We start from the raw sequence: 25,061 nt of genomic DNA, 5'->3' as shown, positions 1-25,061 counted from the left end.
GTGCCTCCCCGGTCGCAGATCCACCCGGATGGGTTACGAAACGCGCCGGACGCCCTCGGCGAGTTCGGCCGCCAGTTCCCTTACGGCGGCGAGTCCCGCGGTCTCGTCGCCGTCGGCGTCGAGGATCCGCTTCACGAACGCGGAGCCGACGATGACGCCGTCGGCGAAGGCGGCGACCTCCTTGGCCTGGGTGGCGTTGGAGACGCCGAGGCCGACGCAGACGGGCAGCGCGGAGGTGGCGCGGGTGCGGCGGACCAGGTCGGCCGCCTGCTCGCCGACCGACTCGCGGGTGCCGGTGACACCCATGAGGGAGGCCGCGTAGACGAAGCCGGAGCCGGCCGCCGTGATGGTGGCGAGGCGCTCGTCCTTGCTGCTGGGCGCGACGACGAAGACGGTCGCGAGACCGTGCTTGTCGGCGTTCGCACGCCAGACGTCGGACTCCTGGACCGGCAGGTCGGGCAGGATGCAGCCCGCGCCGCCGGCCGCGGCGAGCTCCTCGGTGAAGCGCTCGACGCCGTACCGGTCGATCGGGTTCCAGTACGTCATGACGAGGACCGGCTTTCCGGTGGCCTCGTGGGCCTCGCGGACCGTCCGCATGACGTCGGCGATCTTGACGCCGCCGCGCAGGGCGATGTCGTCGGCGGTCTGGATGACCGGCCCGTCGAGGACCGGGTCGCTGTGCGGGAGGCCGACCTCGACCACGTCCGCACCGCCGTCGAAGACGGCCTTGATCGCCGCGATGCCGCCGTCGACGGTCGGGAAGCCGGCCGGGAGGTACGCGATGAGCGCGGCCCGGTTCTCGGCCTTCGCCTTGGCGAGGGTGTCGCTGAGCAGCTGGATGTTGCCGGTCGTCACTTGGAGCCCTCCCCGTCGTACAGGCCGAAGTAGCGGGCGGCCGTGTCCATGTCCTTGTCGCCGCGCCCGGAGAGGTTCACGAGGAGCAGGGCGTCCTTGCCGAGCTCCTTGCCGACCTCGAGCGCCCCGGCGAGGGCGTGCGCCGACTCGATGGCCGGGATGATCCCCTCGGTACGGGAGAGCAGCCGCAGCGCCTGCATGGCGGCGTCGTCGGTGACGGCGCGGTACTCGCCGCGCCCGCTGTCCTTCAGGTACGCGTGCTCCGGGCCGATGCCCGGGTAGTCGAGGCCCGCCGAGATCGAGTACGGCTCGGTGATCTGGCCCTCCTCGTCCTGGAGGACGTACGACCGCGAACCGTGCAGGATGCCCGGCTCGCCGGCGGTGAGGGTGGCCGCGTGCTCGCCGGTCTCGACGCCGTGGCCGGCCGGCTCGCAGCCGATCAGACGGACGTCCGCGTCCGGGACGAAGGCGTGGAAGAGGCCGATGGCGTTGGAGCCGCCGCCGACGCAGGCGATGGCCGCGTCGGGGAGGCGGCCGGCCCGCTCCAGGATCTGGCGGCGGGCCTCGACGCCGATGACGCGGTGGAAGTCGCGGACCATGGCGGGGAAGGGGTGCGGGCCCGCCACGGTGCCGAACAGGTAGTGCGTCCGGTCCACGTTGGCGACCCAGTCGCGGAACGCCTCGTTGATGGCGTCCTTGAGGGTACGGCTGCCGGACTTCACGGCCACGACCTCGGCGCCGAGCATCCGCATCCGGGCCACGTTGAGGGCCTGGCGCTGGGTGTCGACCTCGCCCATGTAGATGGTGCAGTCGAGGCCGAAGAGGGCGCAGGCGGTGGCGGTGGCCACGCCGTGCTGACCGGCGCCGGTCTCGGCGATCACGCGGGTCTTGCCCATGCGCTTGGTGAGCAGGGCCTGACCGAGCACGTTGTTGATCTTGTGCGAGCCGGTGTGGTTCAGGTCCTCGCGCTTGAGGAAGATCCGGGCGCCGCCGGCGTGCTCGGCGAACCGGGGCACCTCGGTGAGGGCGCTCGGGCGGCCCGTGTAGTTGACCATCAGGTCGTTGAGCTCGCGGGCGAACTCCGGGTCGGACTTGGCCTTGTCGTACTCGACGGCGACCTCGTCGACGGCGGCGACGAGGGCCTCGGGGATGAACTTGCCGCCGTAGGCACCGAAGTAGCCCTCGGGGGTGGGGACCTGACCCTCCGGGTCTGGAATGAAGAACTCGCTGGACATGCGGATGCTCCTCGCGGGGCGGGTGCCCCGTGTTTTACGTGCGGTCGATGGTCACGGTATGCGCCCGCCCCACTCCTGTCCGCCAACGCCATAGCCGGCTCGCGCCGCGGTCGGCGCCCACTGCGGGCCGCGCCCGTCGTGGGCCTCGCCCGTCGTGGGCCTCGCCCGTCGTGGGCCTCGGACCGCTCGCCCCGCCCGTTGTGGGCATTCGTTCCTCCCCCAAGGACTTCGTCCAGGGGGGACTCCCAGGGGCGGAACGGGTGGGCACAACGGACGGCGCCCCTTGCCGGGCCCAGGCTCCCCGCGCCCTGACCCGCACCCTTTGTGCACCGTGCTTGCGGTGCGGGTTCAGGCACAAGGGGCGGAGGCGCCGCCGAGCGCGCCGTCCCGTGTGCCCACCCGTCCCGCCCCAGCGGGACGATTGCCCACACGGGCGGCGGGTGGCGGGGACAACGGCGCGGCGCGGTACGGCGCTGGGCCACAGGGCCGGAGGGCTCGGTGGCTGGGCGGTTGCGTCAGTTCGTGGAGGTGCGCGCAGGGCGCCGGCGCCATCGCATGCCGTTGACCTGGCCGGGCTCGTCCCCGATGACGTACCGCACCCGGCGACCGTGGACACGGCGGGCGGGCGCGCGGCAGCCACGCGGACGGCAGCCCCGGGCCAGCGGGGCGTGCGGCGCGGGTACGGACGCGGCTGCGACGCGCAGCCTGCCGCCGGGCACGCCGACGGTCCCCCGGGCGGTGCCCGGAGGGGTCGGCGTGGCGCGGCGGCGGGTCATGACGCGGTCAGCTCCGGCCGTGCCGGAGTGCCGGGTGGGCGCCGGCGGCGACCAGGTCGGCGACGGCGGCCTTCGGGTCGCGGCCGGTGACGAGCGACTCGCCGACCAGGACCGCGTCGGCGCCGGCGTTGGCGTAGGCGATGAGGTCGTGCGGGCCGCGGACGCCGGACTCGGCGATCTTGACGATGTGCGCGGGGATCTCGGGGGCGACGCGCTCGAAGGTGGAGCGGTCGACCTTGAGGGTCTTCAGGTTGCGCGCGTTCACGCCGATGATCCGGGCGCCCGCCTCGACGGCACGCTCGACCTCGTCCTCGTCGTGGACCTCGACGAGCGGGGTGAGCCCGATGGACTCGGCGCGCTCGATGAGGGAGACCAGGGCCTCCTGCTCCAGGGCGGCGACGATGAGGAGCGCGAGATCCGCTCCGTACGCCCGTGCTTCCCAGAGCTGATACGCGGTGACGATGAAGTCCTTGCGCAGGACCGGGATGTCGACCTTGGCCCGGACGGCCTCCAGGTCCGCGAGCGAGCCGCCGAAGCGGCGCTGCTCGGTGAGGACGGAGATGACGGCCGCGCCGCCCGCCTCGTAGTCCGCGGCGAGTCCGGCCGGGTCGGCGATCGCGGCGAGCGCGCCCTTGGACGGGCTGGAGCGCTTGACCTCGCAGATCACCTTGACGCCGTCGCCGCGCAGTGCGGCGACGCCGTCCTTGGCCTGCGGCGCCTTGGCGGCGCGCTCCTTGAGCTCGTCGAGGGTGACCCGCGCCTGCCGCTCTGCGAGGTCGGCGCGTACGCCTTCGATGATCTCGTCGAGCACACTCACGCGAGGGGCCCCCTTCCGGGACGGTGATGGTGATGATGAACCAGGTTCAGCCACATCGATCCTATCCGCAGGACGGCCCCGGACTCGCATCGGCCGGAGTCGCGTCCCATCTGCTGGGACTCGCGTAGGGGTCCACGCGGCGCCGCACGGGGCCCTCAGGGGGCCAGCGCGGAGCCGAAGGGAAGGTTCCGGACCAGGGTGAAGAGGGCGAGCACGGCCCCGATCCCCCACCACAGGACCGGGGAGACCGCGAGGCGCATGGGCACCCCGCGGAGAGCACGATTCAGCCAGACGACCATGAGGACGCCGAAGATTCCGTAGCCGATGACGGCGAGGGCGTTGGCTCCGAGGGCGGCCGGAAGGTCGCCGTGGACGAAGGCGTGGGCGCTGCGGAGCCCACCGCAGCCGGGGCAGTAGATGCCGGTGAAGCGGAGCAGCGGGCAGACGGGGTAGTGCCCGGGTTCGTTGGGGTCGACGGTCCCGACGTACGCGAAGGCGGCCGCCACCCCGGCGAGCGTGGCGACGGGCGCGAACAGCCGACGCGCGAGCGACCGGGCCGGTGGCGGTACCGGTGCCGTCACGGGCCCGCCGGTCCAGCCGGGCCCCCAGGCGCCCGGCGGCGGAACGGTCCCCCCACCGGGCCACGCGTGCGCGTGCGGAGGCGCGGCGGACCCGGCCCCCGGCCCCGTGGGCGCAGCCGTTGCGGACCCGGCCCCCGGCCCCGCGGGCCCGTGTGTGTGCCCGTGCGTGGGCGAAGGCGTGTGCGCAGGCGTGGACGGCCCCTCCGCCGACGCCCCGGCAGCTCCAGGCGCCCCGGCAGCCCCGGGCGCCCCGGCAGCCCCCGGTCCCCCGGGGGCCTCCTCGCGGGCCGGTTCGGTCGGTGGGACAGGTTCACCCGGTCGGGTGCTGGATGCGTCGGTCACGGCTCCGGCCGTCGGCTGCGGGTCCACCCGGTGATTCTCGCCCCGGACGCGCGAGAGCGCAGCCCGGCACGGCCGGGCTGCGCTCTCGGATGTGTCGTGGCGCGTCAGGAACGGGCCTGGAGCGTCGCGGCCTCGCGGGCGGCGACGACGGCCGCCGAGTCCTTCGGCATGCCGAGGCCCGCGGCCTTCATCGCCCCGCCGACGACGCCGCCGAGCAGGATGACACCCACGCCGGCCCAGAAACCGGCCTGGTTGGCGGCCACCATGAAGACGCCGGCGATGCAGAAGCCGATGAAGGAGATGATGACACCGGTCCAGGCGGCCGGGGTGTGTCCGTGGGCGCTGCCCGCCATGAGTTGCTCCTCGTTGCAGTTGCTCGATGGTGAGGTCTCGCGTGCGCGGACTCTCGGCGCTCATTGTCCCGCACGCGGGCGCGCGGGGGTGAATCGGGGGTACCGGGACGATCACGCGTCGCGGTCGGGTGAGCCTCGGCTGCGCCCTCGGGCGCCGCGGCTCGGCCCGTCACGCCCCGTGCGTGGGGTCCTCGCCGCGGTCCAGGGCCTTCCACAGGTCCTCGGGCCGGTCCGGGTCGTTCGTGGGGGCCTTGCGGGCGGCCCGCGGGGTGCCCGAGCGCTCGTAGCGGCCGCCCATCGCGGGCCAGCTCTTGCCGAAGCGCAGCGCGAAGAGGCCGGCGAGCAGGATGAGGACGGCACCCGCGGCGGTCACGTACGGCCAGACGGTGTGGCTCAGACCGGCCACGGCGGCGGCGGTGTCTCCGCTGATGCGGGCGGCCTCGGCGTCCAGGGCGGCGCGGTCGGACGCGCCGAGGACCGCGGCGAGCGCGGCGCCCGCGCCGCTGAGCGTGAGGAGCGCGGCGACGAGGGTGCGGCCGGTGCGGCGGACGGCGAAGACCGCGAAGAGCGCGGCGAGGCCGACGATCGCGAGGGCGGTCGGCACACCGGTGACGGTGCCGCCGTCGGCTTCGACGGAGACGCTGCCGCCGCCGACGGACGCGGTGCCCTCCGCCCAGATCTGGCCCGCGGAGAGCAGGACGACGGTGGCGCCGAGGGCACCGAGGAAGAGGGCCGCGGCCAGGCTGCGGCGGCCGCCGCCGGCGACGGCCGCGCGGGCGGCGCGGGGCTGGGGTACGGGTACGGCACTCACGTACCCCACTATCCCCTACGTGGTCAGGCGCCGTTCATCCGGTTGGCCGTGTGGACGGCGCGGAGGACGGCCGCGGCCTTGTTCCGGCACTCGTTGTCCTCGGCGACGGGGTCGGAGTCGGCGACGACACCCGCTCCGGCCTGCACATACGCGGTTCCGTCGCGGAGCAGGGCGGTGCGGATGGCGATGGCCGTGTCCGCGTCGCCGGCGAAATCGAGATAACCGACACATCCGCCGTACAGGCCGCGCCGGGAGGGTTCGAGCTCCTCGATGATCTGCATCGCGCGGGGCTTGGGCGCGCCCGAGAGCGTGCCGGCCGGGAAGCAGGCGGTGAGGACGTCGAAGGCGGTCCTGCCCTCGGCGACCTCGCCGGTCACGGTGGAGACGATGTGCATGACGTGCGAGTAGCGCTCGACGGACATGAAGTCGACGACCTCGACGGAGCCGGGCGCGCAGACGCGGCCGAGGTCGTTGCGGCCGAGGTCGACGAGCATGAGGTGCTCGGCGCGCTCCTTGGGGTCGGCGAGCAGTTCCTCGGCGAGGTCGTGGTCCTCCTGCGGGGTGGCGCCGCGGTGCCGGGTGCCGGCGATGGGGTGGAGCAGCGCGTGACCGTCCTCGACCTTGACGAGGGCCTCGGGGCTGGAGCCGACGACGTCGAAGCCGTTCTCGAAGCGGAAGAGGTACATGTACGGGGACGGGTTGGTGGCCCGCAGGACCCGGTAGACGTCGAGCGCGGAGGCGGTGCAGGCGGTCTCGAAGCGCTGCGAGGGGACGACCTGGAAGGCCTCGCCGGCCCGGATGCGCTCCTTGATGTCCTCGACGGCGTCCTGGTAGGCCTCTCCGCCCCAGAGCGCGGAGAACTCGGGGAGCGCGGAGGCGGGCAGGGCGGTGGGGGCGGTGGCGACCGGGCGGGCCAGGTCGGCCTCCATGGCGTCGAGGCGGGCGACGGCGTGCTCGTACGCCTCCTCGATGCCGGTCTCCAGGTCGTTGTGGTTGATCGCGTTGGCGATCAGCAGGACCGAGCCGTCCCAGTGGTCGAGGACCGCGAGGTCGCTGGTGAGGAGCATGGTCAGCTCGGGGAGTTCGAGGTCGTCCCGGGTGGAGTCGCCGATCTTCTCCAGGCGGCGGACGATGTCGTAGCCGAGGTAGCCGACCATGCCGCCGGTGAAGGGGGGCATGCCCGAGGCCAGGTCGCGCGGGGTGTGGAGGGTCTCGACGGTGGCGCGCAGGGCCTGGAGCGGGTCGCCGTCGGTGGGGACGCCGACGGGCGGGGTGCCCAGCCAGTGGGCCTCGCCGTCCTTCACCGTCAGGGTGGCGTCGCTGCGGACGCCGATGAAGGAGTAGCGGGACCAGGAGCGGCCGTTCTCCGCGGATTCGAGGAGGAAGGTGCCGGGCCGTTCGGCGGCGAGCTTGCGGTAGAGCCCGACCGGGGTGTCGCCGTCCGCGAGCAGCCGGCGGCTGACGGGGATGACGCGGCGGTCGGTCGCCAGCTTGCGGAAGGTGTCGAGATCCATGGCGCCAGACCCTACTCGGAGACGGGGTCCGCGTCGGACCCGGATACGGGGAGCACGTCGGCGTCGAAGCAGGTCCGGGCGCCGGTGTGGCAGGCGGCGCCGACCTGGTCGACCGTGACGAGGACGGTGTCGGCGTCGCAGTCGAGGGCGACGGACCTGACGTGCTGGACGTGGCCGGAGGTGTCGCCCTTGACCCAGTACTCCTGGCGGCTGCGGGACCAGTAGGTGCAGCGGCCGGTGGTGAGGGTGCGGTGGAGGGCCTCGTCGTCCATCCAGCCGAGCATCAGCACCTCGCCGGTGCCGTACTGCTGGGCGATGGCGGGGACGAGCCCGTCGGGGCCGCGCTTGAGGCGCGCGGCGATGGCCGGGTCGAGGTCGCTGGGGGTCCGGGGCGTGCTGCTCATGGCGCCATTGTGCCGCGCCCCGGGGTGGTGTCCGGCGGGGCGTCCACTGGGCGGACCGGCGGCACCCGCCGTACGCTGGCGGTCATGTCGACCCATGCCAAACGTGAACGGCTTCTGCTCGCCGACCTGTTGGAGGCGGCGGGCCCCGAGGCCCCGACGCTCTGCGAGGGCTGGCGGACCCGGGACCTCGCCGCCCATGTGGTGGTGCGCGAGCGGCGCCCGGACGCGGCGGCCGGTTCGCTCGTACCGGCGCTGAAGGACCGGCAGGAGCGGGTGCAGGCGGAGTTCGCCGACAAGCCGTACGAGGAGCTGATCCAGCTCATCCGAACGGGGCCGCCGCGGTTCTCGCCGTTCACCATCAAGCAGGTGGACGAGGGGGCGAACGTCGTCGAGTTCTACGTCCACGCCGAGGACGTACGCCGTGCCCAGCCCGCATGGTCGGCGCGGGAGCTCGACCCGGTCTTCGCCGACGCCCTCTGGTCCCGCCTGGAGCGCAGCGCCCGTCTGCTGGGCCGCAAGGTCCCGGTGGGCCTGGTGCTGCGCCGGCCGAACGGCCAGACGGCGGTGGCGCACCGGGGCACCCCGGTGGTGACGGTCTCCGGGGAGCCGGGCGAGCTGACGATGTACCTGTTCGGCCGCCAGGACTCGGCCAAGGTGGAGCTGGACGGGGAGCCGGAGGCGATCGAACGGCTGCGGGAGACGAAGCAGCTGGGTCTCTGAGCGGTCGGGCGGGGGTGAGCCGGCGCGCGAGCCGGGGCCGCCGGACCGGCGGCGGGCCGGGTCGCGACGCCGGAACGGTAGCGGCCGGGTCCCGGCGCCGGAACGGTGGCGACCAGGTCCCGGCGCCGGAACGGTAGCGGCCGGGTCGCGGCGCCGGAACGGTGGCGGCCGGGTCGCGGCGCCGGACCGGTGGCGGTCGGCCGGTGCTAGCCGGGTAGTTCCGCGCCGCGTACGGCCCTGACGGAGAGGCCGTAGACGCCCGCGACCGCGCAGACCGCCGCGCTGACGGTGAAGACCGGGCCCACGCCCCACAGGCCGATCGCTGCGCCCGTGAGCGGGAAGCTGAGCGGGGCGAGGCCCAGGCTCACCAGGCTGGAGACGGCCGAGACGCGGCCGAGGTAGGCGGGGTCGCACTCGGTCTGGACGAGGGCTCCGCAGAGCGCCCCGGAGAGGCCGGCGAACAGGCCGATGGCGAGGGCCACGGCCACGGCCAGGGGCAGCTGCGGGACGAAGGCGAGCGCGCCGATCGAGACGGCGCCGACGGCCATGGCCCAGCCGAGGACGGCTCCGGCGCGCGGCACCCGTCCCCTGACGCCGAGCAGCAGCGAGGCCCCGCCGGCGCCGGCGCCGAAGCCCGCGAGGACCCAGCCGATGCCGGAGGCTCCCCAGCCGCGCTGGTCGGAGAGGAGCGCGAGGCCGACGTTGAGGGGGCCGACGAAGCCGAGGTCGCTGAGGGCGATGACGATCATGAGCGGCCCGAGGACCCGGTGGCCGCGCAGATAGCGCAGTCCGTCGGCGAGGTCGCCGAACGCGGTGCCGTTCCGCTTCCGGGCCTCGCCGGTGAGCGGGCGGATCCGGAGGGCGAGCAGCAGCGGCAGGGAGAGGGCGAAGAGCGCTCCGGCCACGGCGAAGGCGGTGCCCGGCCCGCCGAGGGCGACGGCCAGGCCGCCGAGCGGGGCGCCGAGGACGGCCCCCGAGCGGTAGGCGAGGCCGCGCATGCCCTGGACGCGGGCGAGTTGGTCGTGCGGGGCGATCCGGGCCGGCAGGGCGCCGACGGCGGGCATGAAGAGCGCGTCGACGATGCCGAAGACGAGGGCGACGCCCGCCAGTGTCCAGAGGGTGGGCGAGGTGACGAGGACGAGCGCGGCGACGCCGAGGACGACGAGGCAGCGGACGGTGTCGGAGGCGATGACGACCCGGCGCGGGCCGAAGCGGTCGGCGACCACTCCCCCGCCGAGCATGAGCAGGGCGCGCGGCACGGCGCTGACCGCCATGACGAGACCCGCCTCGGCCGGGGTGCCGCCGCGGACGGCGGACCAGGAGAGGGCGAGGTGGTAGACGCTGTCGCCGAGGGTGGAGGCGGTGTAGGCGCCGAGCCAGCGCAGCACCTGGGGGTCACGGTGGGCGGGGCTCCCGGCGGCGGCGGTGGTCGCCGGGGCGGGCACGGTGGCGGTCATGTCCGGTAGGGGAAGCCGTTGAGGTGGATGGCGACGTTCTCGCGGCCCTCGTTGTCGCCTGCGGCTTCGGCGGCGCGGGCCTGCTGGTCGTACTTGCGCAGGACGGCCTCGAGTTCGGCGCCGAGGGCGGTGAGCTCGGCGGCGGTGAGGCGGGGCAGCCACTCGGCGCTGAGGGAGGCGGAGCGCCAGGTGTCGGACCAGGTGTGCCGCTCGTCGAGGAAGCGGGAGTACATCCCGGTGCGCTGCTCGTCGACGGTACGGCCGAAGGCGGCGCTGGCGGCGGCGAGTTCGGGGGAGTCGCGGAGGTCCTCGTCGTGGATGCCGAAGCCGTACGAGCTCGGCTGCCACCAGCGCTCCCGGGCGTCCGTCGACCGGCTCTCGGCCTCCTCGATGAGGCCGTGCTCGGCGAGCTTGCGCAGGTGGTAGCTGACCAGCGAGACCGCCTCGTCGACCTGGTCGGCGAGCTGGGACGCGGTGGCGGTGCGGGCCACGAAGAGGGCGCGGTAGAGGCGCATCCGCAGCGGGTGCGAGATGGCTTTCAAGGTGCCGAGATCGGTGATCCGGCGGTGCTCCGGCGAGGTCATGACACCGACCCTAGATGCGAAAGAAAACTTGCGCAATGAAAATTGCGCAATGAATCCTGTGCATCTGGTGAAGAAGAAGGGCCCTCGAAGGAGCCCTTCCCCCAAGCGGAATGCCGGATCAGCGGACCGGGTGGCCCGCCGACCGCAGCTCGTCCTTGACCTGCGAGATCCGCAGATCACCGAAGTGGAAGACGGAGGCCGCGAGCACCGCGTCCGCGCCCGCCGCCACCGCCGGCGGGAAGTCGGCCAGCTTGCCCGCTCCCCCGCTCGCGATCACCGGCACGGTCACGTGCTTGCGCACGGCCGCGATCATCTCCGTGTCGTAGCCGTCCTTGGTGCCGTCCGCGTCCATCGAGTTGAGCAGGATCTCGCCCGCGCCCAGCTCGGCGGCCCGGTGCGCCCACTCGACGGCGTCGATGCCGGTGCCCTTGCGGCCGCCGTGCGTCGTCACCTCGAAGGAGCCCGAGGCGGTCCGCCGGGCGTCGACCGACAGGACGAGCACCTGGCGGCCGAAGCGCTCCGCGATCTCCTGGATCAGCTCGGGGCGCGCGATGGCGGCGGTGTTGACGCCCACCTTGTCGGCGCCTGCCCGCAGCAGCTTGTCGACGTCCTCGGCCGCGCGGACCCCGCCGCCGACCGTGAGCGGGATGAAGACCTGCTCGGCGGTGCGGCGCACCACGTCGTAGGTGGTCTCCCGGTTGCCGGAGGAGGCGGTGATGTCGAGGAAGGTCAGCTCGTCGGCGCCCTCGGCGTCGTACAGCTTGGCCATCTCGACGGGGTCGCCGGCGTCCCGCAGGTTCTGGAAGTTGACGCCCTTGACGACCCGGCCGTTGTCCACGTCAAGGCACGGGATCACCCGTACGGCGAGGCTCATGCCGCACCGCCCTTCGGGCCCTCGGGGCGGAACGCCTCGACCTCGACCTCGACGACCAGGCTGGGGTCGACGAAACCGGAGACGATGATCATCGAAGCGGCCGGGCGGACGGCGTCGAACAGCTCCTTGTGGGCGCGGCCGACCTCGTCCACGTCCCGGGCGTGGGTGATGTACATCCGGGTGCGGACGACGTCCTCCGGGCCCAGACCGAGCTGCTTCAGGGCGGCGAAGGCCACGTTGAAGGAGTTCACCGTCTGGTCGTACGGGCCTCCGCCGGCGATCTGGCCGCCGACCACCGAGGTGCAGCCGGCGACGAGGACCAGGCCGTTCGGCAGCTCCACCGCGCGGGAGTAGCCGAACTGCTCCTCCCAGGGGGCCCCGGTGACGACCTTCTTCACGCCGTCGGTCATGCGGAAGCCACCGCCTCCAGCGCCTCTTCGAGGGTGAACGCCTTGGCGTACAGCGCCTTGCCGACGATCGCGCCCTCGACGCCGAGCGGTACCAGGCCGGACAGGGCCCGCAGGTCGTCCAGGGACGACACGCCGCCGGAGGCGACGACGGGCTTGTCGGTGGCCGCGCAGACGTTCTTCAGGAGCTCCAGGTTGGGGCCCTGGAGGGTGCCGTCCTTGGCGATGTCGGTGACGACGTAGCGGGAGCAGCCCTCGGAGTCGAGACGGGCGAGCGTCTCGTAGAGGTCGCCGCCGTCGCGGGTCCAGCCGCGGCCGCGCAGGGTCGTGCCGCGGACGTCGAGGCCGACGGCGATCTTGTCGCCGTGCTCGGCGATGACCTTGGCGACCCACTCGGGGGTCTCCAGGGCGGCGGTGCCGAGGTTGACGCGGGTGCAGCCGGTGGCGAGGGCGGCGGCGAGCGAGGCGTCGTCGCGGATGCCGCCGGAGAGCTCGACCTTGATGTCCATGGCCTGGGCGACCTCGGCGATCAGCTGCCGGTTGTCACCGGTGCCGAAGGCGGCGTCGAGGTCGACGAGGTGGAGCCACTCGGCGCCGGAGTTCTGCCAGGCGAGGGCCGCTTCGAGCGGGGAGCCGTAGGAGGTCTCGGTGCCGGACTCGCCGTGCACGAGGCGGACGGCCTGGCCGTCGCGGACGTCGACGGCGGGGAGGAGTTCAAGCTTCTGAGCCATGATCAGAGGGTCTCGATCCAATTGGTGAGGAGCTGGGCTCCGGCGTCGCCGGACTTCTCGGGGTGGAACTGGGTGGCCCACAGGGCGCCGTTCTCGACGGCCGCGACGAAGGGCTCGCCGTGGGTGGCCCAGGTGACCTTGGGGGCGCGGATGTTCTTGTTGCCGACCTCGAGGGTCCACTCGCGCACCGCGTAGGAGTGCACGAAGTAGAACCGGGCGTCGGCGTCGAGGTCCGCGAACATCTCGGTGTCCTGCGGCGCGTCGACGGTGTTCCAGCCCATGTGGGGGACGACGGGGGCGTTCAGCGCTTCGACCGTACCGGGCCACTCGTCGAGGCCCTCGCTCTCCACGCCGTGCTCGAAGCCGTGGGCGAAGAGGATCTGCATGCCGACGCAGATGCCCATGACCGGGCGGCCGCCGGAGAGCCGACGGCCGATGATCCAGTCGCCGCGCGCGTCCTTCAGCCCCTGCATGCAGGCGGAGAAGGCGCCGACGCCGGGGACGAGGAGTCCGTCGGCGTTCATCGCGGTGTCGTAGTCGCGGGTGATCTCGACGTCGGCGCCGACCCGGGCGAGGGCGCGCTCGGCCGAGCGCACGTTGCCGAAGCCGTAGTCGAAGACGACGACCTTCCTGGGGGTGCTCGCGGTCATGCCCACACGTCCAGCCGCAGCACACCGGCGGCGAGGCACATCGCGGCGCCGAAGGCGACGAGCGCGATGAGGCCCTTGGGCATCTGCTGCTTGACGAAGGAGTAGATGCCGCCGAGCAGGAACAGCCCGACGACGATGAGGATGGTGGAGAGGCCGTTCACGGTCAGAGCGCGCCCTTCGTGGAGGGGAGGATTCCGGCGGCGCGCGGGTCGCGCTCGGAGGCGTAGCGGAGGGCGCGGGCGAACGCCTTGAACTGGCACTCCACGATGTGGTGGGCGTTGCGCCCGTACGGCACGTGGATGTGCAGCGCGATCTGGGCCTGGGCGACGAAGGACTCGAAGATGTGCCGGGTCATCGTCGTGTCGTACGAGCCGATCATCGGCGCCATGTTCTCGGGCTCGGTGTGCACGAGGTACGGGCGGCCGGAGAGGTCGACGGTCACCTGGGCGAGCGACTCGTCAAGCGGGACGGTGCAGTTGCCGAAGCGGTAGATGCCGACCTTGTCGCCGAGGGCCTGCTTGAAGGCGGCTCCGAGGGCGAGGGCGGTGTCCTCGATGGTGTGGTGCGAGTCGATGTGCAGGTCGCCGTCGGTCTTGACGGTGAGGTCGAACAGACCGTGCCGGCCGAGCTGGTCGAGCATGTGGTCGTAGAACCCGACCCCGGTCGACACGTCGACCTTTCCGGTGCCGTCGAGGTCGATCTCGACGACGACGGAGGTCTCCTTGGTGGTGCGCTCTACGCGGCCTACGCGGCTCATCGCTCCTGCTCCTTCATCAATTCACGAACCGCGTCGAGGAACGCGTCGTTCTCTTCGGGGGTGCCGGCGGTGACCCGCAGCCATCCCGGTACGCCGTTGTCCCGGACCAGGACGCCCCGGTCGAGGATCCGCTGCCAGGCCGCGTGCGTGTCGGGGAACTTCCCGAACTGCACGAAGTTGGCGTCCGAATCGGTGACCTCGTAGCCGATCCCGCGCAGCTCGGTGACGAGCCGGTCGCGCTCGGCCTTGAGCTGCTCGACGTACCCGAGGAGGGTGTCGGTGTGCTCCAGGGCGGCGAGCGCGGTCGCCTGGGTGACGGCGGAGAGGTGGTACGGCAGCCGGACCAGCTGGACGGCGTCGACCACGGCCGGGTGGGCGGCGAGGTAGCCGAGCCGCAGTCCGGCGGCGCCGAAGGCCTTGGACATGGTCCGGGAGACCACCAGGTTCGGGCGGCCCTCGATGAGGGGCAGCAGCGACCCCCGGTGGCTGAACTCCACGTACGCCTCGTCGACGATCACCATGGAGGGCTTGGCCGCCTGGGCCGCCTCGTACAGGGCGAGGACGGTGTCGGCCTCGACGGCGGTGCCGGTGGGGTTGTTGGGCGAGGCGATGAACACCACGTCCGGCGCGTTCTCGGTGATTGCCGCGACGGCCGCCGCCACGTCGATGGTGAAGTCCTCGTCGCGCGGGCCGGAGATCCAGCCGGTGCCGGTGCCCCGGGCGATCAGGGCGTGCATCGAGTACGAGGGCTCGAAGCCGATCGCGGTACGGCCCGGGCCGCCGAAGGTCTGCAGCAGCTGCTGGAGGACCTCGTTGGACCCGTTGGCCGCCCAGACGTTCTCGATGGCGACGGGGTGCCCGCCGGTCCGGGTGAGGTAGCGGGCGAGCTCGGTGCGGAGCTCGACCGCGTCCCGGTCGGGGTAGCGGTTGAGGGTACGGGCGGCCTCGGCGACGCGCTCCGCGATGCGGGCGACGAGCGGCTCGGGCAGCGGGTACGGGTTCTCGTTGGTGTTCAGCTGGACGGGGACGTCGAGCTGGGGCGCGCCGTAGGGGGACTTGCCCTTCAGCTCGTCCCGGACGGGGAGCTCGTCCCAGGGGGATCGATCGCTGATTCCGGTCACTTGGTCTCCGGCACCTTCCATCCGAACCTTGCCTTGATCGCAGCGCCGTGGGCGGGGAGGTCCTCCGCCTCGGCGAGGGTCACCACGTGGTGGGCGACGTCGGCGAGCGCGTCGCGCGAGTAGTCCACGATGTGCACCCCGCGCAGGAAGGACTGCACGGAGAGGCCCGAGGAGTGGCAGGCGCAGCCGCCGGTGGGCAGGACGTGGTTGGAGCCCGCGCAGTAGTCGCCGAGGGAGACGGGCGCCCAGGGACCGACGAAGATCGCGCCGGCGTTGCGGACGCGGTCGGCGACGGCCGCGGCGTCGCGGGTCTGGATCTCCAGGTGCTCCGCGCCGTACGCGTCGACGACCTTGAGGCCGTCGGCCAGGTCGCGGACGAGGACGATCGCGGACTGGCGGCCCGCCAGGGCCGGGACGATCCGGTCGTCGACGTGCTTGGAGGCGGCGACCTGGGTCTTCAGCTCGGCCTCGGTGGCGGCGGCCAGCTCGTCCGAGTCGGTGACGAGGACGGAGGCGGCCATCGGGTCGTGCTCGGCCTGGCTGATGAGGTCGGCGGCCACGTGCACGGGGTCGGCGGTGGAGTCCGCGAGGATCGCGATCTCCGTCGGGCCGGCCTCGGCGTCGATGCCGATCCGGCCCTTGAGGAGGCGCTTGGCGGCGGCCACGTAGATGTTGCCGGGGCCGGTGACCAGGTTGACGGGGGCGCAGCCGGGCTCGCCGGCCGTCCCCTCCGTGCCGTACGCGAACATGGCGATGGCCTGGGCGCCGCCGGCGGCGTACACCTCGTCGACGCCGAGCAGGGCGCAGGCGGCGAGGATCGTCGGGTGCGGAAGCCCGCCGAAGTCCTTCTGCGGGGGCGAGGCGATGGCCACGCCCTCGACGCCGGCCTCCTGGGCCGGGACGACGTTCATCACGACGGAGGACGGGTAGACCGAGCGGCCGCCCGGCACGTACAGACCGACGCGCTCGACCGGGATCCACTTCTCGGTGACCGTGCCGCCGGGGACGACCTGAGTGGTGTGGGTGGTGCGGCGCTGCTCGCGGTGGACGAGACGGGCGCGCCGGATGGACTCCTCGAGGGCGGCGCGGACGGGCGGGTCGAGCTCGTCGAGGGCGCGGGCGATCGCCTCGGCGGGGACGCGCAGGCCCGGGACGCGGACGCCGTCGAATTTCTCCCCGTAGTCGATCACCGCGGCCGCGCCATGATGCCTGACGTCCTCGCAGATCGGCCGCACCGTCTCCAGGGCGGCTTCCACGTCGAACTCGGCACGGGGCAGCAGGTCGCGCAGGGCGGAACCCTCGGGGAGGGTCTCGCCGCGCAGATCGATTCGAGAGATCACGGGTCAATTCTCGCAGACGGCCCACAGCGCCGGTCGCCCGTATCAATGGCTGATACGGGCCACACTGGCGTCTTGTCGCCACTCCTGACCGTTAGCGTTCAGCCCGTCACTCAGCGGGAAGAACGGCTGTACGAATCCACGGGACCCCGGAAACCGACCGAACCCGGAATCGCGGAATCGTGCGAGCGGATCGTGGAAAGCGAGGGGGGCGGCAGTGACCGAGCCGCACGAGGACGGGATGCCGGACGGTCTCACAGGCCCGGAGCGGGCGGTGTGGCGGGCGTTCGTCGTCGGCAGGACGTGCGATCTGACGGAGGGGATCGCGGAGCGGGACGACCCCTTCGGGGGACGGGACTGGGGGGAGGAGCGGAGCGTCCGCGCCGACGTGGTGGCGCTGCTGCTGCTCGCCGGGCCGCCGGCCCGGTCCGGGCGGGTGGCCGCGCTGAAGCTGCGCGGCGTGCGGATCACCGGCGTGCTGAACCTGGCGGGCGGGACGATAGGGCCGTACGTGGAGCTGCACGGCTGCCGGTTCGACGGCGAGGTGGTGCTGCCGGAGGCCCGGTTCGGCACGCTGCGGATGGTCGAGTGCGCGCTGCCGCGCCTGGAGGCGGCCCGGCTGCACACCGAGGGGGACCTGCATCTGCCGCGCTGCCGGGTGCGCTGGGGCATCCGGCTGACCGACGCGCAGATCGGCACGGACCTGCTCGTCAACCAGATCCAGGTGTGGCCGGACCGGCGCGGCCGGGCCATCACGGCGGACGGCCTCGTGGTCGCCCAGGACCTCCAGGCCGAGCTGATCGAGACGCACGGGGAGCTGAGCCTGCGCGGGGCGAAGATCGGCGTGTCGCTCAGTCTGCGGGGCAGCGTGCTGCGCGGCGCGCAGGGCCGCCGCGCGCTCAACGCGCCGCAGCTGACGGTGGAGCGCTCGCTCTATCTGAACGCGGCCTGGGTGTACGAGGAGTCGGGCACCGCGGGACAGGCGGGGCAGAGCACGGCCACCCCGCCGTACGGGGTGACGCCCGCCCAGGGCGCCCACCGCAAGCCGGTCGAGTTCCACGGCGGGGTGCGGCTCGACGACGGCCGGTTCGGGGACGCGGTGGACCTGCACCACGCCCGGTTCCTGCTGAGCGGGGCGCGCCGGGAGGAGGTCTCGCTGCGCCGGATCGTCACCCCGGAGCTCCGGTTCAACGGCGAGCGGCCGGAGGAGGGCCGCGTCGTGCTCAACGGCGCGAAGGTCGTCACCCTGATCGACCTGTCGACCAGCTGGCCGGGGCCCGGCGGGCTCGCGATGGGCGGCTTCGCCTACGAGAACCTCGTGCCGTACGGACACTTCCCGCTGGCCCGGCGCCTGGAGTGGGTGGCGGCGGCGACCCCGGAGTACGCCCCCGAGCCGTACGAGCGCCTGGCGGCCGTCCTGCGCAGCAGCGGGGAGGACGCCGACGCCCGCGAGGTGCTGCTGGCCAAGCAGCGGCGCAGACGCGAGACCCTGCCGGTGGCGGGGAAGCTCTGGGGCTACCTCCAGGACTGGACCGTGGCCTACGGCTACCGGCCGGGCCGGGCGGCGCTGTGGATGGCGGTCCTGTGGGCGGCGGGCACGGTGGCCTTCTCCCACTACCGCCCGATACCGCTGAAGGCGGAGGAGGCCCCCGCGTGGAACGGTCCGCTGTACGCGCTCGATCTGCTGCTCCCGGTGATCAATCTCGGCCAGGACGGCTACTGGCGCCTGGAGGGGATATGGCAGTGGGTGGCGGCGGTGCTGATCCTGCTGGGCTGGATTCTGGCGACGACGGTGGCGGCGGGAGCGACCCGGCTGCTGAGCAGGGGGTGAGGCGGCTGCCGGGCAGGGGGTGAGGCGGCGCGGAGGAGGATTGGTGTACGCGTCGGGCAGCGGCGAAGGTTTGGTGAGCGGGCCGTGAGACCGGCTGCCGCGGAGGCGGGGGCCGGGGGACAATACGTCGCACCATGTCCTTGCTCCGAGCCCTGAGGGGCGCCGTTCGTTCGGCCCGGCACGCCCCGCGGCTCGCCGCCGGGTTCGTGCCGGACGACGACGTGCTGCTCGACGCCCCGGACGAGCGGCTCGCCCCCGCCCTGGTCGCCGCCGCCCTGGCCGACCCGGAGCCCGCGGCGAAGCTGCTCGCCACCACCCGGGACTCCGGTGAGTGGGAGGACCGCGACCGGTACGTCACCCGGCTCGCCACCTTCGCGTACCGCAGGGACGACTGGCTGACCCACTGGATCTCCACCGCGCCCCACGATCCGGACGCCCTGCTCGTCACCGCGCAGCTCGCCGTCCGCCGGGCCTGGGATTCGCCCGCGCGGGCCGAGCGGCTGCGCGAACTCACTCCGCTGATCCAGGCGATGGCCGAGGAGGCGCCGCACGACCCGGTGCCGTGGCGGCTCGCCCTGGACCACGCGCGCGGGGCGCACGCCGGGCCCGCCGTCTTCGAGTCCCTCTGGGAGCAGGCGGTGCGCCGCTCCCCGCACCACTACGGCTGCCATGTCGCGGCGCTCAAGTACCTGTCGGCGCAGTGGTACGGCTCGCACCGGGCCGCGTTCGACTTCGCCGAACAGGCGGCCGACGACGCCGCCCCGGACTCGCTCGTACGGGCACTGCCGGTCCGCGCCGCCTACGACCTGCTCCGGGTGGCGCCGGACCGGGACCCGTCCGTGCCGGAGGCGCGGACCGACCGGGCGGCGGACCGGACCCTGGTCCTGTCGGCGCTCTTCCCCGCGGGCGACCCGTGGCCCGCCGAGGTCCGCAACCTGCTGGCGTACGTGCTGGTGGAGCGGGGGCGATGGGAGGAGGCGCGGGCGGAGTTCGGCCGGATCGGGGTCCACGCGACCTCCTTCCCGTGGGGAGCCGGCAGGGGTGCCGTACGGGAGGATCCCCTGCGCCGGTTCCTCGCCGCGCGGGACACGGTCAGGACCGAGCTGGCCCGCCGTACCCCTCTCTGGGGCACCGGAGAGGGACGGGCCGGACGGGGCGGGCCCGGCGGCCATTAGGCTGACCGCTGTGACCACCGCTCGCCTGCCTCTCTTCCCGCTCAACGCGGTGCTGTTCCCGGGCCTCGTGCTGCCGCTGAACGTCTTCGAGGAGCGTTATCGCGCCATGATGCGCGAGCTGCTCACGATCGACGACTCGGAGCCGCGCCGCTTCGCCGTCGTCGCCATCCGCGACGGCCGCGAGGTCGCCCCGACGGCCCCCGGCATGCCGGACCAGACGGCGCTGCCGGAGAAGGGCCCGGCAGCGGGCTTCGGCTCCGACCCCATCCAGTCCTTCCACCGGGTCGGCTGCGTCGCCGACGCGGTGCAGATCCGCGAGCGGGCCGACGGCAGCTTCGAGGTGACGGCCACCGGCACGACCCGGGTGAAGCTGCTGTCCGTCGACGCGAGCGGGCCGTTCCTGGTCGCCGAGGTCGAGGAGATCCCGGAGGAGCAGGGCGAGGAGGCCGGCAGCCTCTCCGAGGGGGTGCTGCGGGCCTTCCGCAGCTACCAGAAGCGGCTGGCCGGCGCGCGCGAGCGTTCGCTGACGACGAGCGAGCTGCCGGACGACCCCTCGGTGGTCTCGTACCTGGTCGCGGCGGCGGCGGTGCTCGACACGCCGTCGAAGCAGCGGCTGCTCCAGGCTCCGGACACGGCGACCCGGCTGCGCGAGGAGCTGACGCTGCTGCGCGCGGAGACGGCGGTCCTCCGGCATCTGCCGTCGCTGCCGGTGGTGGACCTGACGCAGGCCCCGACGTACCCGAACTGAGGAAGAGCGCGCGCGTGGCGAAGAAGCAGAAGAAGAACGGCGGGGGCACCCCGGCGACGGTGGCCCTGACGGCGGCCGGTACCCCGTTCACCCTGCACGCGTACGAGCACGACCCGGCCTCCCCCTCGTACGGCGAGGAGGCGGCCGAGGCCCTCGGTGTCTCCCCGGACCGGGTCTTCAAGACCCTGGTGGCGGACGTCGACGGCGAGCTGACGGTCGCGGTGGTCCCGGTCGCGGGCCAGCTCGACCTGAAGGCCCTGGCCTCGGCGGTCGGCGGCAAGCGCGCGGCGATGGCGGACCCGGCGGCGGCCGAGCGCACCACGGGCTACGTGCGGGGCGGCATCTCCCCGCTGGGCCAGCGCAAGCGGCTCCGTACGGTCCTCGACTCCTCAGCCTCGGACCACGCGTCCATCTGCATCTCGGCGGGCCGGCGCGGCCTCGAGGTGGAGCTCTCCCCCGCGGATCTGGCCGCCCTCACGTCGGCGGTCGTGGCCCCGATCGGCCGCGCCTGACGGTCGGGCCGCGCCTGACGGTCGGCCGCGTCCGTCGGGCGGCGCGGCCGCCGTGGGAGCCGGGGCAGCCGCGGCCGCCTTGGGAGCCGGGGCCGTCAGCTCCGGCCCGGCCCCTGGGTGTACGCCTTCGGCTGGTCCCACGGTTCGGGTTCCGGGTCGCGCGGGCCGAAGACGGCCGTGAGCGCCAGGTGCACGATCATCGCGGCGAGCGGCCAGGCCAGCATCGCGGCGGCCCCCAGGTTCAGTTCGAGCGGCGCCTCGAAGGCGACGTTGGGGCCGACCGCCTTCGCGTGGGCGACGACGTCGCTCGTCGGGCCGAAGTACGTCCCGAGGCCCCAGGCGAGCAACGAGCCCAGGACGCCGCCGAGCGCGAGGCCGATCACCAGCGGGACACCGCCCTTGCGGCGGGCGAGGAAGACGACGAGCGCGGCGACCGCGCCGAAGGCCAGCGCGAGCAGGACGAACGTTCCGTCCGAGCCGATCGCCGACTCGCCCTCCGAATTGCGGAGGTAGACGCCCTTGCCGTCCGAGATGAGCAGGACCCGCGGGGCCAGGTTCAGCCACAGCACTCCGAGCACCGCCCCGGCGACCGCCGAGACGAGGGTCACCAGGACACCCTGAAGGACCTCGGCCGCCGTGATCGGGTCCCCGGCCGGGCCGAGCATCGGCGGGGGCGGCGGGGGCCAGTCGGGGTCGTGCGGCGGTGGCTGGTGAGGCGGAGTCAGGGGTGCGGTCACCCCGCCATCGTGCCAGGTGTGTCCGTGGCCCGCCTCAGCGGACGGCGGCCCGCCGGTACGCCCAGGTGGCGAGAGCCAGCGAGACCACGCCGACCACCCCGCACACGGCGAGGTCGAGGGCGACGGCCGCCCAGTCGGGACGGCGGTCGAAGGTGCGGGCCAGGGCCTCCACGCCGTACGTCGACGGCAGCAGGTCACGCGCCCAGCCGATGGGCTGCGGCAGCCGCTCCGCCGGGAGCACGCCGAGGAGCAGCGCCGCGGACATGCCGAGCTGGCCGAGGAGGGTGGCCAGCTCCTGCCGGGGCGCGAGGAGCCCGAGGGCCGCCCCGAGGCCGGCGAGCGCGGCGCCGGCGAGCGGGACGACGGCGGCGAGGATCCAGAGGTGGCCGAGCGGCAGCCCGAAGAGCACGGAGCCGGCGACGGCGGTGACGGCGGTCCCGGGCACGGTGAAGGAGGCGTACGCGCCCGCCGCGCCGAGCACCACGGCGGCGGGCGGCACGGGCAGGGTGGCGTAGTGGTCGAGTCCGCCGGTGGCCCGCAGCTGGCCGAAGTACTGGGCGAGCAGGTTGAGCGCGACGAAGGCGACGACGAGGACCGTGGAGCCGGCCACGACGGCGCGCGCCTCGGAGCCCCCGTCGACGACCCCGCGCATCAGGACCATGATCCCGATGGACTGGAAGGTGGCCACGAAGAGCAGCGGGATGCGGGCGACCCGGGCGCGGGAGAGCTGCGCGCGGTAGACGGCGGCCAGGGCCGGCAGCAGCCGGGCGCGCGGGGCGAGGGGGGCGGCGGCCTCGTCGTCGGCGGCGGCGCCGGTGCGGACGGCAGGCGTGCCGGTCGGCAGGGCCTCTGCGGGCACGGTGCTCACTGCGTACAGCTCCTGGGGGTGACGTGCGGTACGGGCAGTACGTGCGGGACACGGCTTCGGTGGGGTGCGCGGTGTGCGTGCGCCGGTACGGGGAGGGTCATGCCTTCACCAGCCCCTCGGTCGCGCCGCCCAGCGCCAGGTACACGTCCTCCAGGCTGGGCGTGGCCAGGGTGAAGTCGTCGAGCGCGGCGAACGCGGCCCCGCCGGTGACGGTGGCGACGGCGGTGCGGGCGGCGTCGGGGGCGAGCCGGAGGATCCAGCGTCGGCCCGTCTCCTGGGCGAGGTCGCGCAGCGCGGCGACCTCGGGCAGGTGGAGCGGGGCGGACTCGCGCCAGACCAGCTCGACGCGGACCTCGCCCGCGACGCGCTCCTTGAGTCCGGCGGGCGTGTCGCAGGCGATGACCCGGCCGTGTTCGAGGACGGCGACCCGGTCGAGGACGGTCTCGGCCTCGATGACGTTGTGGGTGACGAGCAGGACGGTGGCGCCGTGTTCGGCGCGCCGCCGGTCGACGGCCGCCCAGACGGCGCGGCGGGCGACGGGGTCCATGCCCGTGGTGGGCTCGTCGAGGACGAGGACGGGGCGCTCGCCGACGAGGGCGGCGGCGACGCAGGCGAGCCTGCGCTGGCCGCCGGAGAGCTTCTTGAGCGGCCGGGAGGCGAGCGCGCCGAGGCCGAGCTCGTCCAGGACGGCGTCGCGCTCGGCGCGCGCGTCGCGGGCGGTGAGGCCGCGCAGCCGTCCGGTGGTCTCGGCGGCGAGGGCGACGGTCAGCTCGTCGAGGGCGGTGGACTCCTGGCCGAGGTAGGCGAGGAGGCGGGACGCCCGCTCGGGGTGGCGCACCAGGTCGTGGCCGAGGAGCCGGACGCTGCCGGAGTCGGGGCGCATGAGCCCGGTGAGCTGGCGGACGAGGGTCGACTTGCCCGCGCCGTTGGGGCCGAGCAGCCCGAAGATCTCGCCGCCGCGCACGTCGAGGCTGATCCCGTCGGTGGCCCGCACCTCGGGTGTCGCCGGCGCACCGCGCCCGCCGCGCGTGGCGGGGTACGTCTTGACCAGATCCCGCACCACGCACACCGTACTCACGGGGGAAGAGCCTACGGGGTCGCCGGGCCTGCTCCGGGCGCGGGGGCGTGTTCGGCGGCGGCCCGGACGTCGATCTCGCGCCAGAAACCGGCCCGGATCGCATACCGGTCGTGCTCGTCGATCTGGTCGTCCTTGTGGGCGAGCAGCCCGAATCGGGCGGCGTACCGGAGGAGTTCGCCGTCGATGCGGTGCGGGATGCGGGGGTAGAGGGTGGACAGCTTCTGGACGTGGCTCTGCTCGGGGAGCCGTTCCATCCACCGCCGGGCGAACACCTGCCCGACCTCGAAGGGGTCTCCGCCGACGGTGGTGATGTCCTCCTCGCGGTCCGCCCAGCGCTGCTCGGCGCTGGTGAGGGCGGCCAGGGTCGGCAGGGAGGCGGTCTCGGCCGGTTCGCCGAGGGGGGCGGCGGGGCGTTCGACCCAGCCCCGGTCGGAGGACCAGCGGAGGGCGCTGGCGCCCTGGGGCACGGGGGCGCCCGGTGAGGCGGCGCCGGGGGCGCGCAGTCCCGCCAGGTCCTTGGGGGTGGGGACGCCCTTGCCGGAGGCCGGGGCGGGGACGCCGGTGGCGTGGCCGCGGTCGTCCTCGCGGAGGTGACCGTTGGCGCCCGCGTGCCCGTTCGCGTGGTGGGCGTGACCGTTGCCGGCGTCGCCGTTGGCGTGGGAGACCTCCCCGGGGGCCCGGGCGGCCGCCGCCTCCGCGGCCCGTTCGGCGGAGGCGGCGAGGGCCGCCTCGGGAAGCGGCGCGGAGAGGATGGCGGCGATCTCGGGGCGCGGGGCGGGCGGGGGCGAGCAGATCCCGGTGAGGTCCTTGGCGCGGACGGCCCGGGTGATCCAGGTCCGGTCGAGGACGCGCCGTTCGTCGGCCTCGGCCACCAGGTCCTCGGACTGGTTGTAGTCGCCGTCGGCGGCCTGGACGGCCCAGAGGTGGACGGCGACGCCGTGCTCCTTGGCGGACATCAGCCCGGGCAGCAGGTCGCCGTCGCCGGTGACGAGCACGATGTCGGAGCAGGCCCGGTTCCTGGCGAGCTCGGTCAGCTCGGTGTGCATCGCCGCGTCGACGCCCTTCTGGGCCCAGCGTCCGTCGCTCCGCGTCAGCGCGCCCAGCCGGACGGTGACGCGGGGCATCACGCGCAGTCTCCGGTGCTCGGGCTGGGGCACCCGGTCGGGCGCTCCGTCGAACCAGTAGATCCGCAGGAGGGGCAGCGCGGTCTCGGCCTCGGCGCGCTGGCGCAGCTGCTGGATGAGCCCGGCGTGATCGACGGTGATCCTGGAGCGGGCCGGTTCCCCGGCCAGAAGACTGGCGGCGGCTCCCAGCAGGTAGCCGGCATCCACCAGGACGACGCAGCGGTCCACGTGTTCCACCCTCTTTCGGGAACCTCGGGATCGGAAGTTGCTTCGGATTTCCTTCGAGTCTGCCCGAAGGGCGGGGGCTCGACGGTCGGAACTGGATCATCGGCGTGGCGGAAGTCACGTTCCGGGGCGCCTTACGCTCCGTAATGATCCAACATGCGGCGGTTCGTGGCGTATGTGAGTCTGACAGCGGCCCTGGCCCCTAGGTCCCTTTGAGGAGGCATCCCCATGGCCAAGAACCGCAACCAGAACCGCAGTCAGAAGCAGCAGTCCCCGGCCGAGCGCGGCGCCCAGCAGGCGCAGCAGTCGGCGATGGAGTCCGAGGCGTCGCAGCGCGCGTCTCAGGTGCTGCCGAGCGATGTCGCCCGCAAGGGCCGTCAGAAGCGCTTCGGCCACAACTGACGGCCTCCGCGTACGGCAAAGGGGCGCGCCCGTGA

29 protein-coding genes are annotated in these 25,061 nt (G+C 73.8%); 6 read left to right on the top strand and 23 right to left on the bottom strand.

What is annotated here, in order from left to right:
* Positions 1–33 precede the first annotated feature (33 nt).
* The 9 genes from trpA to hisI form a co-directional block, all read right to left on the bottom strand.
* Positions 34–855, bottom strand: coding sequence for a tryptophan synthase subunit alpha (gene trpA, locus ACFQ79_RS18125; RefSeq protein WP_383584468.1), 822 nt, complete (start codon positions 853–855; stop codon positions 34–36).
* Entirely contained in the window at positions 852–2,090 is a 1,239-nt protein-coding gene (gene trpB / locus ACFQ79_RS18120; RefSeq protein WP_383584466.1) for a tryptophan synthase subunit beta, read from the bottom strand. Before trpB ends, trpA begins: the two co-directional genes overlap by 4 nt.
* A gap of 515 nt (positions 2,091–2,605) precedes the next feature.
* On the bottom strand, positions 2,606–2,866 hold the full coding sequence (trpM, locus tag ACFQ79_RS18115; protein ID WP_383584464.1) for a tryptophan biosynthesis modulator TrpM: 261 nt from the start codon (positions 2,864–2,866) through the stop codon (positions 2,606–2,608).
* 7 nt (positions 2,867–2,873) lie between these two features.
* Positions 2,874–3,683: an indole-3-glycerol phosphate synthase TrpC gene (gene trpC, locus ACFQ79_RS18110; protein ID WP_383584462.1), complete on the bottom strand. Its 810-nt coding sequence runs from the start codon at positions 3,681–3,683 to the stop codon at positions 2,874–2,876.
* Between the two features lie 155 nt (positions 3,684–3,838).
* Positions 3,839–4,264, bottom strand: a complete 426-nt coding sequence (locus tag ACFQ79_RS18105) for a DUF2752 domain-containing protein (protein ID WP_383584459.1) — start codon at positions 4,262–4,264, stop codon at positions 3,839–3,841.
* Positions 4,265–4,710: 446 nt separating this feature from the next.
* Entirely contained in the window at positions 4,711–4,959 is a 249-nt protein-coding gene (locus tag ACFQ79_RS18100; RefSeq protein WP_383584457.1) for an HGxxPAAW family protein, read from the bottom strand.
* Positions 4,960–5,128: 169 nt separating this feature from the next.
* Positions 5,129–5,779 carry a TIGR02234 family membrane protein gene (locus tag ACFQ79_RS18095; RefSeq protein WP_383584455.1) on the bottom strand — a complete coding sequence of 217 codons (651 nt, stop codon included), beginning with the start codon at positions 5,777–5,779 and terminating at the stop codon, positions 5,129–5,131.
* Positions 5,780–5,793: 14 nt separating this feature from the next.
* Positions 5,794–7,284 carry an anthranilate synthase component I gene (locus ACFQ79_RS18090; protein ID WP_383584453.1) on the bottom strand — a complete coding sequence of 497 codons (1,491 nt, stop codon included), beginning with the start codon at positions 7,282–7,284 and terminating at the stop codon, positions 5,794–5,796.
* Positions 7,285–7,295: 11 nt separating this feature from the next.
* Entirely contained in the window at positions 7,296–7,688 is a 393-nt protein-coding gene (gene hisI, locus ACFQ79_RS18085; RefSeq protein WP_383584451.1) for a phosphoribosyl-AMP cyclohydrolase, read from the bottom strand.
* Between the two features lie 84 nt (positions 7,689–7,772).
* Here hisI and ACFQ79_RS18080 point away from each other — a divergent pair, with 84 nt between their 5' ends.
* Entirely contained in the window at positions 7,773–8,408 is a 636-nt protein-coding gene (locus ACFQ79_RS18080; protein ID WP_383584449.1) for a TIGR03085 family metal-binding protein, read from the top strand.
* Positions 8,409–8,614: 206 nt separating this feature from the next.
* Here the strand turns inward: ACFQ79_RS18080 and ACFQ79_RS18075 are convergent, their stop codons facing one another.
* From ACFQ79_RS18075 to hisD, 10 genes are all read right to left on the bottom strand, one after another.
* A complete protein-coding gene (locus ACFQ79_RS18075) occupies positions 8,615–9,865 on the bottom strand; it encodes an MFS transporter (RefSeq protein ID WP_383584447.1) in 1,251 nt (416 codons plus the stop codon).
* Entirely contained in the window at positions 9,862–10,449 is a 588-nt protein-coding gene (locus ACFQ79_RS18070) for an ArsR/SmtB family transcription factor (RefSeq protein WP_383584445.1), read from the bottom strand. Before ACFQ79_RS18070 ends, ACFQ79_RS18075 begins: the two co-directional genes overlap by 4 nt.
* Before the next feature lie 118 nt (positions 10,450–10,567).
* Positions 10,568–11,323 (bottom strand): imidazole glycerol phosphate synthase subunit HisF, encoded by a 756-nt coding sequence (gene hisF / locus ACFQ79_RS18065; protein WP_383584443.1) that lies wholly within the window; start codon positions 11,321–11,323, stop codon positions 10,568–10,570.
* Positions 11,320–11,733: a RidA family protein gene (locus tag ACFQ79_RS18060; RefSeq protein ID WP_383584441.1), complete on the bottom strand. Its 414-nt coding sequence runs from the start codon at positions 11,731–11,733 to the stop codon at positions 11,320–11,322. The genes hisF and ACFQ79_RS18060 overlap by 4 nt, the downstream gene beginning before the upstream one ends.
* Entirely contained in the window at positions 11,730–12,461 is a 732-nt protein-coding gene (gene priA / locus ACFQ79_RS18055; protein ID WP_015032908.1) for a bifunctional 1-(5-phosphoribosyl)-5-((5-phosphoribosylamino)methylideneamino)imidazole-4-carboxamide isomerase/phosphoribosylanthranilate isomerase PriA, read from the bottom strand. Before priA ends, ACFQ79_RS18060 begins: the two co-directional genes overlap by 4 nt.
* Positions 12,462–12,463: 2 nt before the next feature.
* The gene (gene hisH / locus ACFQ79_RS18050; RefSeq protein WP_383584438.1) at positions 12,464–13,111 is read right to left on the bottom strand and encodes an imidazole glycerol phosphate synthase subunit HisH; all 648 of its coding nucleotides are present in this window, start codon (positions 13,109–13,111) and stop codon (positions 12,464–12,466) included.
* On the bottom strand, positions 13,108–13,272 hold the full coding sequence (locus ACFQ79_RS18045; RefSeq protein ID WP_266965024.1) for a hypothetical protein: 165 nt from the start codon (positions 13,270–13,272) through the stop codon (positions 13,108–13,110). The genes hisH and ACFQ79_RS18045 overlap by 4 nt, the downstream gene beginning before the upstream one ends.
* Positions 13,273–13,274: 2 nt before the next feature.
* On the bottom strand, positions 13,275–13,868 hold the full coding sequence (gene hisB, locus ACFQ79_RS18040) for an imidazoleglycerol-phosphate dehydratase HisB (protein ID WP_015032911.1): 594 nt from the start codon (positions 13,866–13,868) through the stop codon (positions 13,275–13,277).
* Positions 13,865–14,980 (bottom strand): histidinol-phosphate transaminase, encoded by a 1,116-nt coding sequence (locus ACFQ79_RS18035; protein ID WP_383584553.1) that lies wholly within the window; start codon positions 14,978–14,980, stop codon positions 13,865–13,867. Before ACFQ79_RS18035 ends, hisB begins: the two co-directional genes overlap by 4 nt.
* A gap of 5 nt (positions 14,981–14,985) precedes the next feature.
* Complete coding sequence (gene hisD, locus ACFQ79_RS18030) at positions 14,986–16,329, bottom strand: histidinol dehydrogenase (RefSeq protein ID WP_383584436.1); 1,344 nt, start codon at positions 16,327–16,329, stop codon at positions 14,986–14,988.
* Positions 16,330–16,543: 214 nt separating this feature from the next.
* Between hisD and ACFQ79_RS18025 the strand changes: the two genes are divergently transcribed.
* The 4 genes from ACFQ79_RS18025 (at position 16,544) to ybaK (ending at position 20,592) form a co-directional block, all read left to right on the top strand.
* The gene (locus tag ACFQ79_RS18025) at positions 16,544–18,157 is read left to right on the top strand and encodes an oxidoreductase (RefSeq protein ID WP_383584434.1); all 1,614 of its coding nucleotides are present in this window, start codon (positions 16,544–16,546) and stop codon (positions 18,155–18,157) included.
* Between the two features lie 134 nt (positions 18,158–18,291).
* Positions 18,292–19,332, top strand: coding sequence for a hypothetical protein (locus tag ACFQ79_RS18020; protein WP_383584432.1), 1,041 nt, complete (start codon positions 18,292–18,294; stop codon positions 19,330–19,332).
* Between the two features lie 10 nt (positions 19,333–19,342).
* A complete protein-coding gene (locus ACFQ79_RS18015) occupies positions 19,343–20,080 on the top strand; it encodes an LON peptidase substrate-binding domain-containing protein (RefSeq protein WP_187623885.1) in 738 nt (245 codons plus the stop codon).
* Positions 20,081–20,094: 14 nt separating this feature from the next.
* Entirely contained in the window at positions 20,095–20,592 is a 498-nt protein-coding gene (gene ybaK, locus ACFQ79_RS18010; protein ID WP_383584430.1) for a Cys-tRNA(Pro) deacylase, read from the top strand.
* A gap of 95 nt (positions 20,593–20,687) precedes the next feature.
* Here the strand turns inward: ybaK and ACFQ79_RS18005 are convergent, their stop codons facing one another.
* From ACFQ79_RS18005 to ACFQ79_RS17990, 4 genes are all read right to left on the bottom strand, one after another.
* On the bottom strand, positions 20,688–21,329 hold the full coding sequence (locus tag ACFQ79_RS18005) for a DUF2567 domain-containing protein (RefSeq protein WP_383584428.1): 642 nt from the start codon (positions 21,327–21,329) through the stop codon (positions 20,688–20,690).
* A gap of 34 nt (positions 21,330–21,363) precedes the next feature.
* Positions 21,364–22,197 (bottom strand): ABC transporter permease, encoded by an 834-nt coding sequence (locus ACFQ79_RS18000; protein ID WP_383584425.1) that lies wholly within the window; start codon positions 22,195–22,197, stop codon positions 21,364–21,366.
* Between the two features lie 97 nt (positions 22,198–22,294).
* Positions 22,295–23,266 carry an ABC transporter ATP-binding protein gene (locus tag ACFQ79_RS17995; protein WP_266973452.1) on the bottom strand — a complete coding sequence of 324 codons (972 nt, stop codon included), beginning with the start codon at positions 23,264–23,266 and terminating at the stop codon, positions 22,295–22,297.
* A 20-nt stretch (positions 23,267–23,286) separates the two neighbouring features.
* Complete coding sequence (locus ACFQ79_RS17990) at positions 23,287–24,636, bottom strand: NYN domain-containing protein (protein ID WP_383584422.1); 1,350 nt, start codon at positions 24,634–24,636, stop codon at positions 23,287–23,289.
* 216 nt (positions 24,637–24,852) lie between these two features.
* On the opposite strand from ACFQ79_RS17990, the gene ACFQ79_RS17985 reads away from it, so the two are divergent.
* Positions 24,853–25,026, top strand: a complete 174-nt coding sequence (locus ACFQ79_RS17985) for a hypothetical protein (RefSeq protein ID WP_167346844.1) — start codon at positions 24,853–24,855, stop codon at positions 25,024–25,026.
* Positions 25,027–25,061 lie beyond the last annotated feature (35 nt).

It is taken from the genome of Streptomyces sp. NPDC056480, assembly GCF_042795405.1.
Taxonomy (GTDB): Bacteria; Actinomycetota; Actinomycetes; order Streptomycetales; family Streptomycetaceae; genus Streptomyces.
This window is presented reverse-complemented; position numbering and strand designations above follow the sequence as displayed.

Bases quoted from the DNA above. Each gene is read 5' to 3' on its own strand.
- trpB (WP_383584466.1), bottom strand. From the start codon at position 2,090: ATGTCCAGCGAGTTCTTCATTCCAGACCCGGAGGGTCAGGTCCCCACC.
- trpM (WP_383584464.1), bottom strand. From the start codon at position 2,866: ATGACCCGCCGCCGCGCCACGCCGACCCCTCCGGGCACCGCCCGGGGG.
- ACFQ79_RS18100 (WP_383584457.1), bottom strand. From the start codon at position 4,959: ATGGCGGGCAGCGCCCACGGACACACCCCGGCCGCCTGGACCGGTGTC.
- ACFQ79_RS18090 (WP_383584453.1), bottom strand. From the start codon at position 7,284: ATGGATCTCGACACCTTCCGCAAGCTGGCGACCGACCGCCGCGTCATC.
- hisI (WP_383584451.1), bottom strand. From the start codon at position 7,688: ATGAGCAGCACGCCCCGGACCCCCAGCGACCTCGACCCGGCCATCGCC.
- ACFQ79_RS18080 (WP_383584449.1), top strand. From the start codon at position 7,773: ATGTCGACCCATGCCAAACGTGAACGGCTTCTGCTCGCCGACCTGTTG.
- ACFQ79_RS18075 (WP_383584447.1), bottom strand. From the start codon at position 9,865: ATGACCGCCACCGTGCCCGCCCCGGCGACCACCGCCGCCGCCGGGAGC.
- ACFQ79_RS18070 (WP_383584445.1), bottom strand. From the start codon at position 10,449: ATGACCTCGCCGGAGCACCGCCGGATCACCGATCTCGGCACCTTGAAA.
- hisF (WP_383584443.1), bottom strand. From the start codon at position 11,323: ATGAGCCTCGCCGTACGGGTGATCCCGTGCCTTGACGTGGACAACGGC.
- ACFQ79_RS18060 (WP_383584441.1), bottom strand. From the start codon at position 11,733: ATGACCGACGGCGTGAAGAAGGTCGTCACCGGGGCCCCCTGGGAGGAG.
- priA (WP_015032908.1), bottom strand. From the start codon at position 12,461: ATGGCTCAGAAGCTTGAACTCCTCCCCGCCGTCGACGTCCGCGACGGC.
- hisH (WP_383584438.1), bottom strand. From the start codon at position 13,111: ATGACCGCGAGCACCCCCAGGAAGGTCGTCGTCTTCGACTACGGCTTC.
- hisB (WP_015032911.1), bottom strand. From the start codon at position 13,868: ATGAGCCGCGTAGGCCGCGTAGAGCGCACCACCAAGGAGACCTCCGTC.
- ACFQ79_RS18020 (WP_383584432.1), top strand. From the start codon at position 18,292: ATGTCCTTGCTCCGAGCCCTGAGGGGCGCCGTTCGTTCGGCCCGGCAC.
- ACFQ79_RS17985 (WP_167346844.1), top strand. From the start codon at position 24,853: ATGGCCAAGAACCGCAACCAGAACCGCAGTCAGAAGCAGCAGTCCCCG.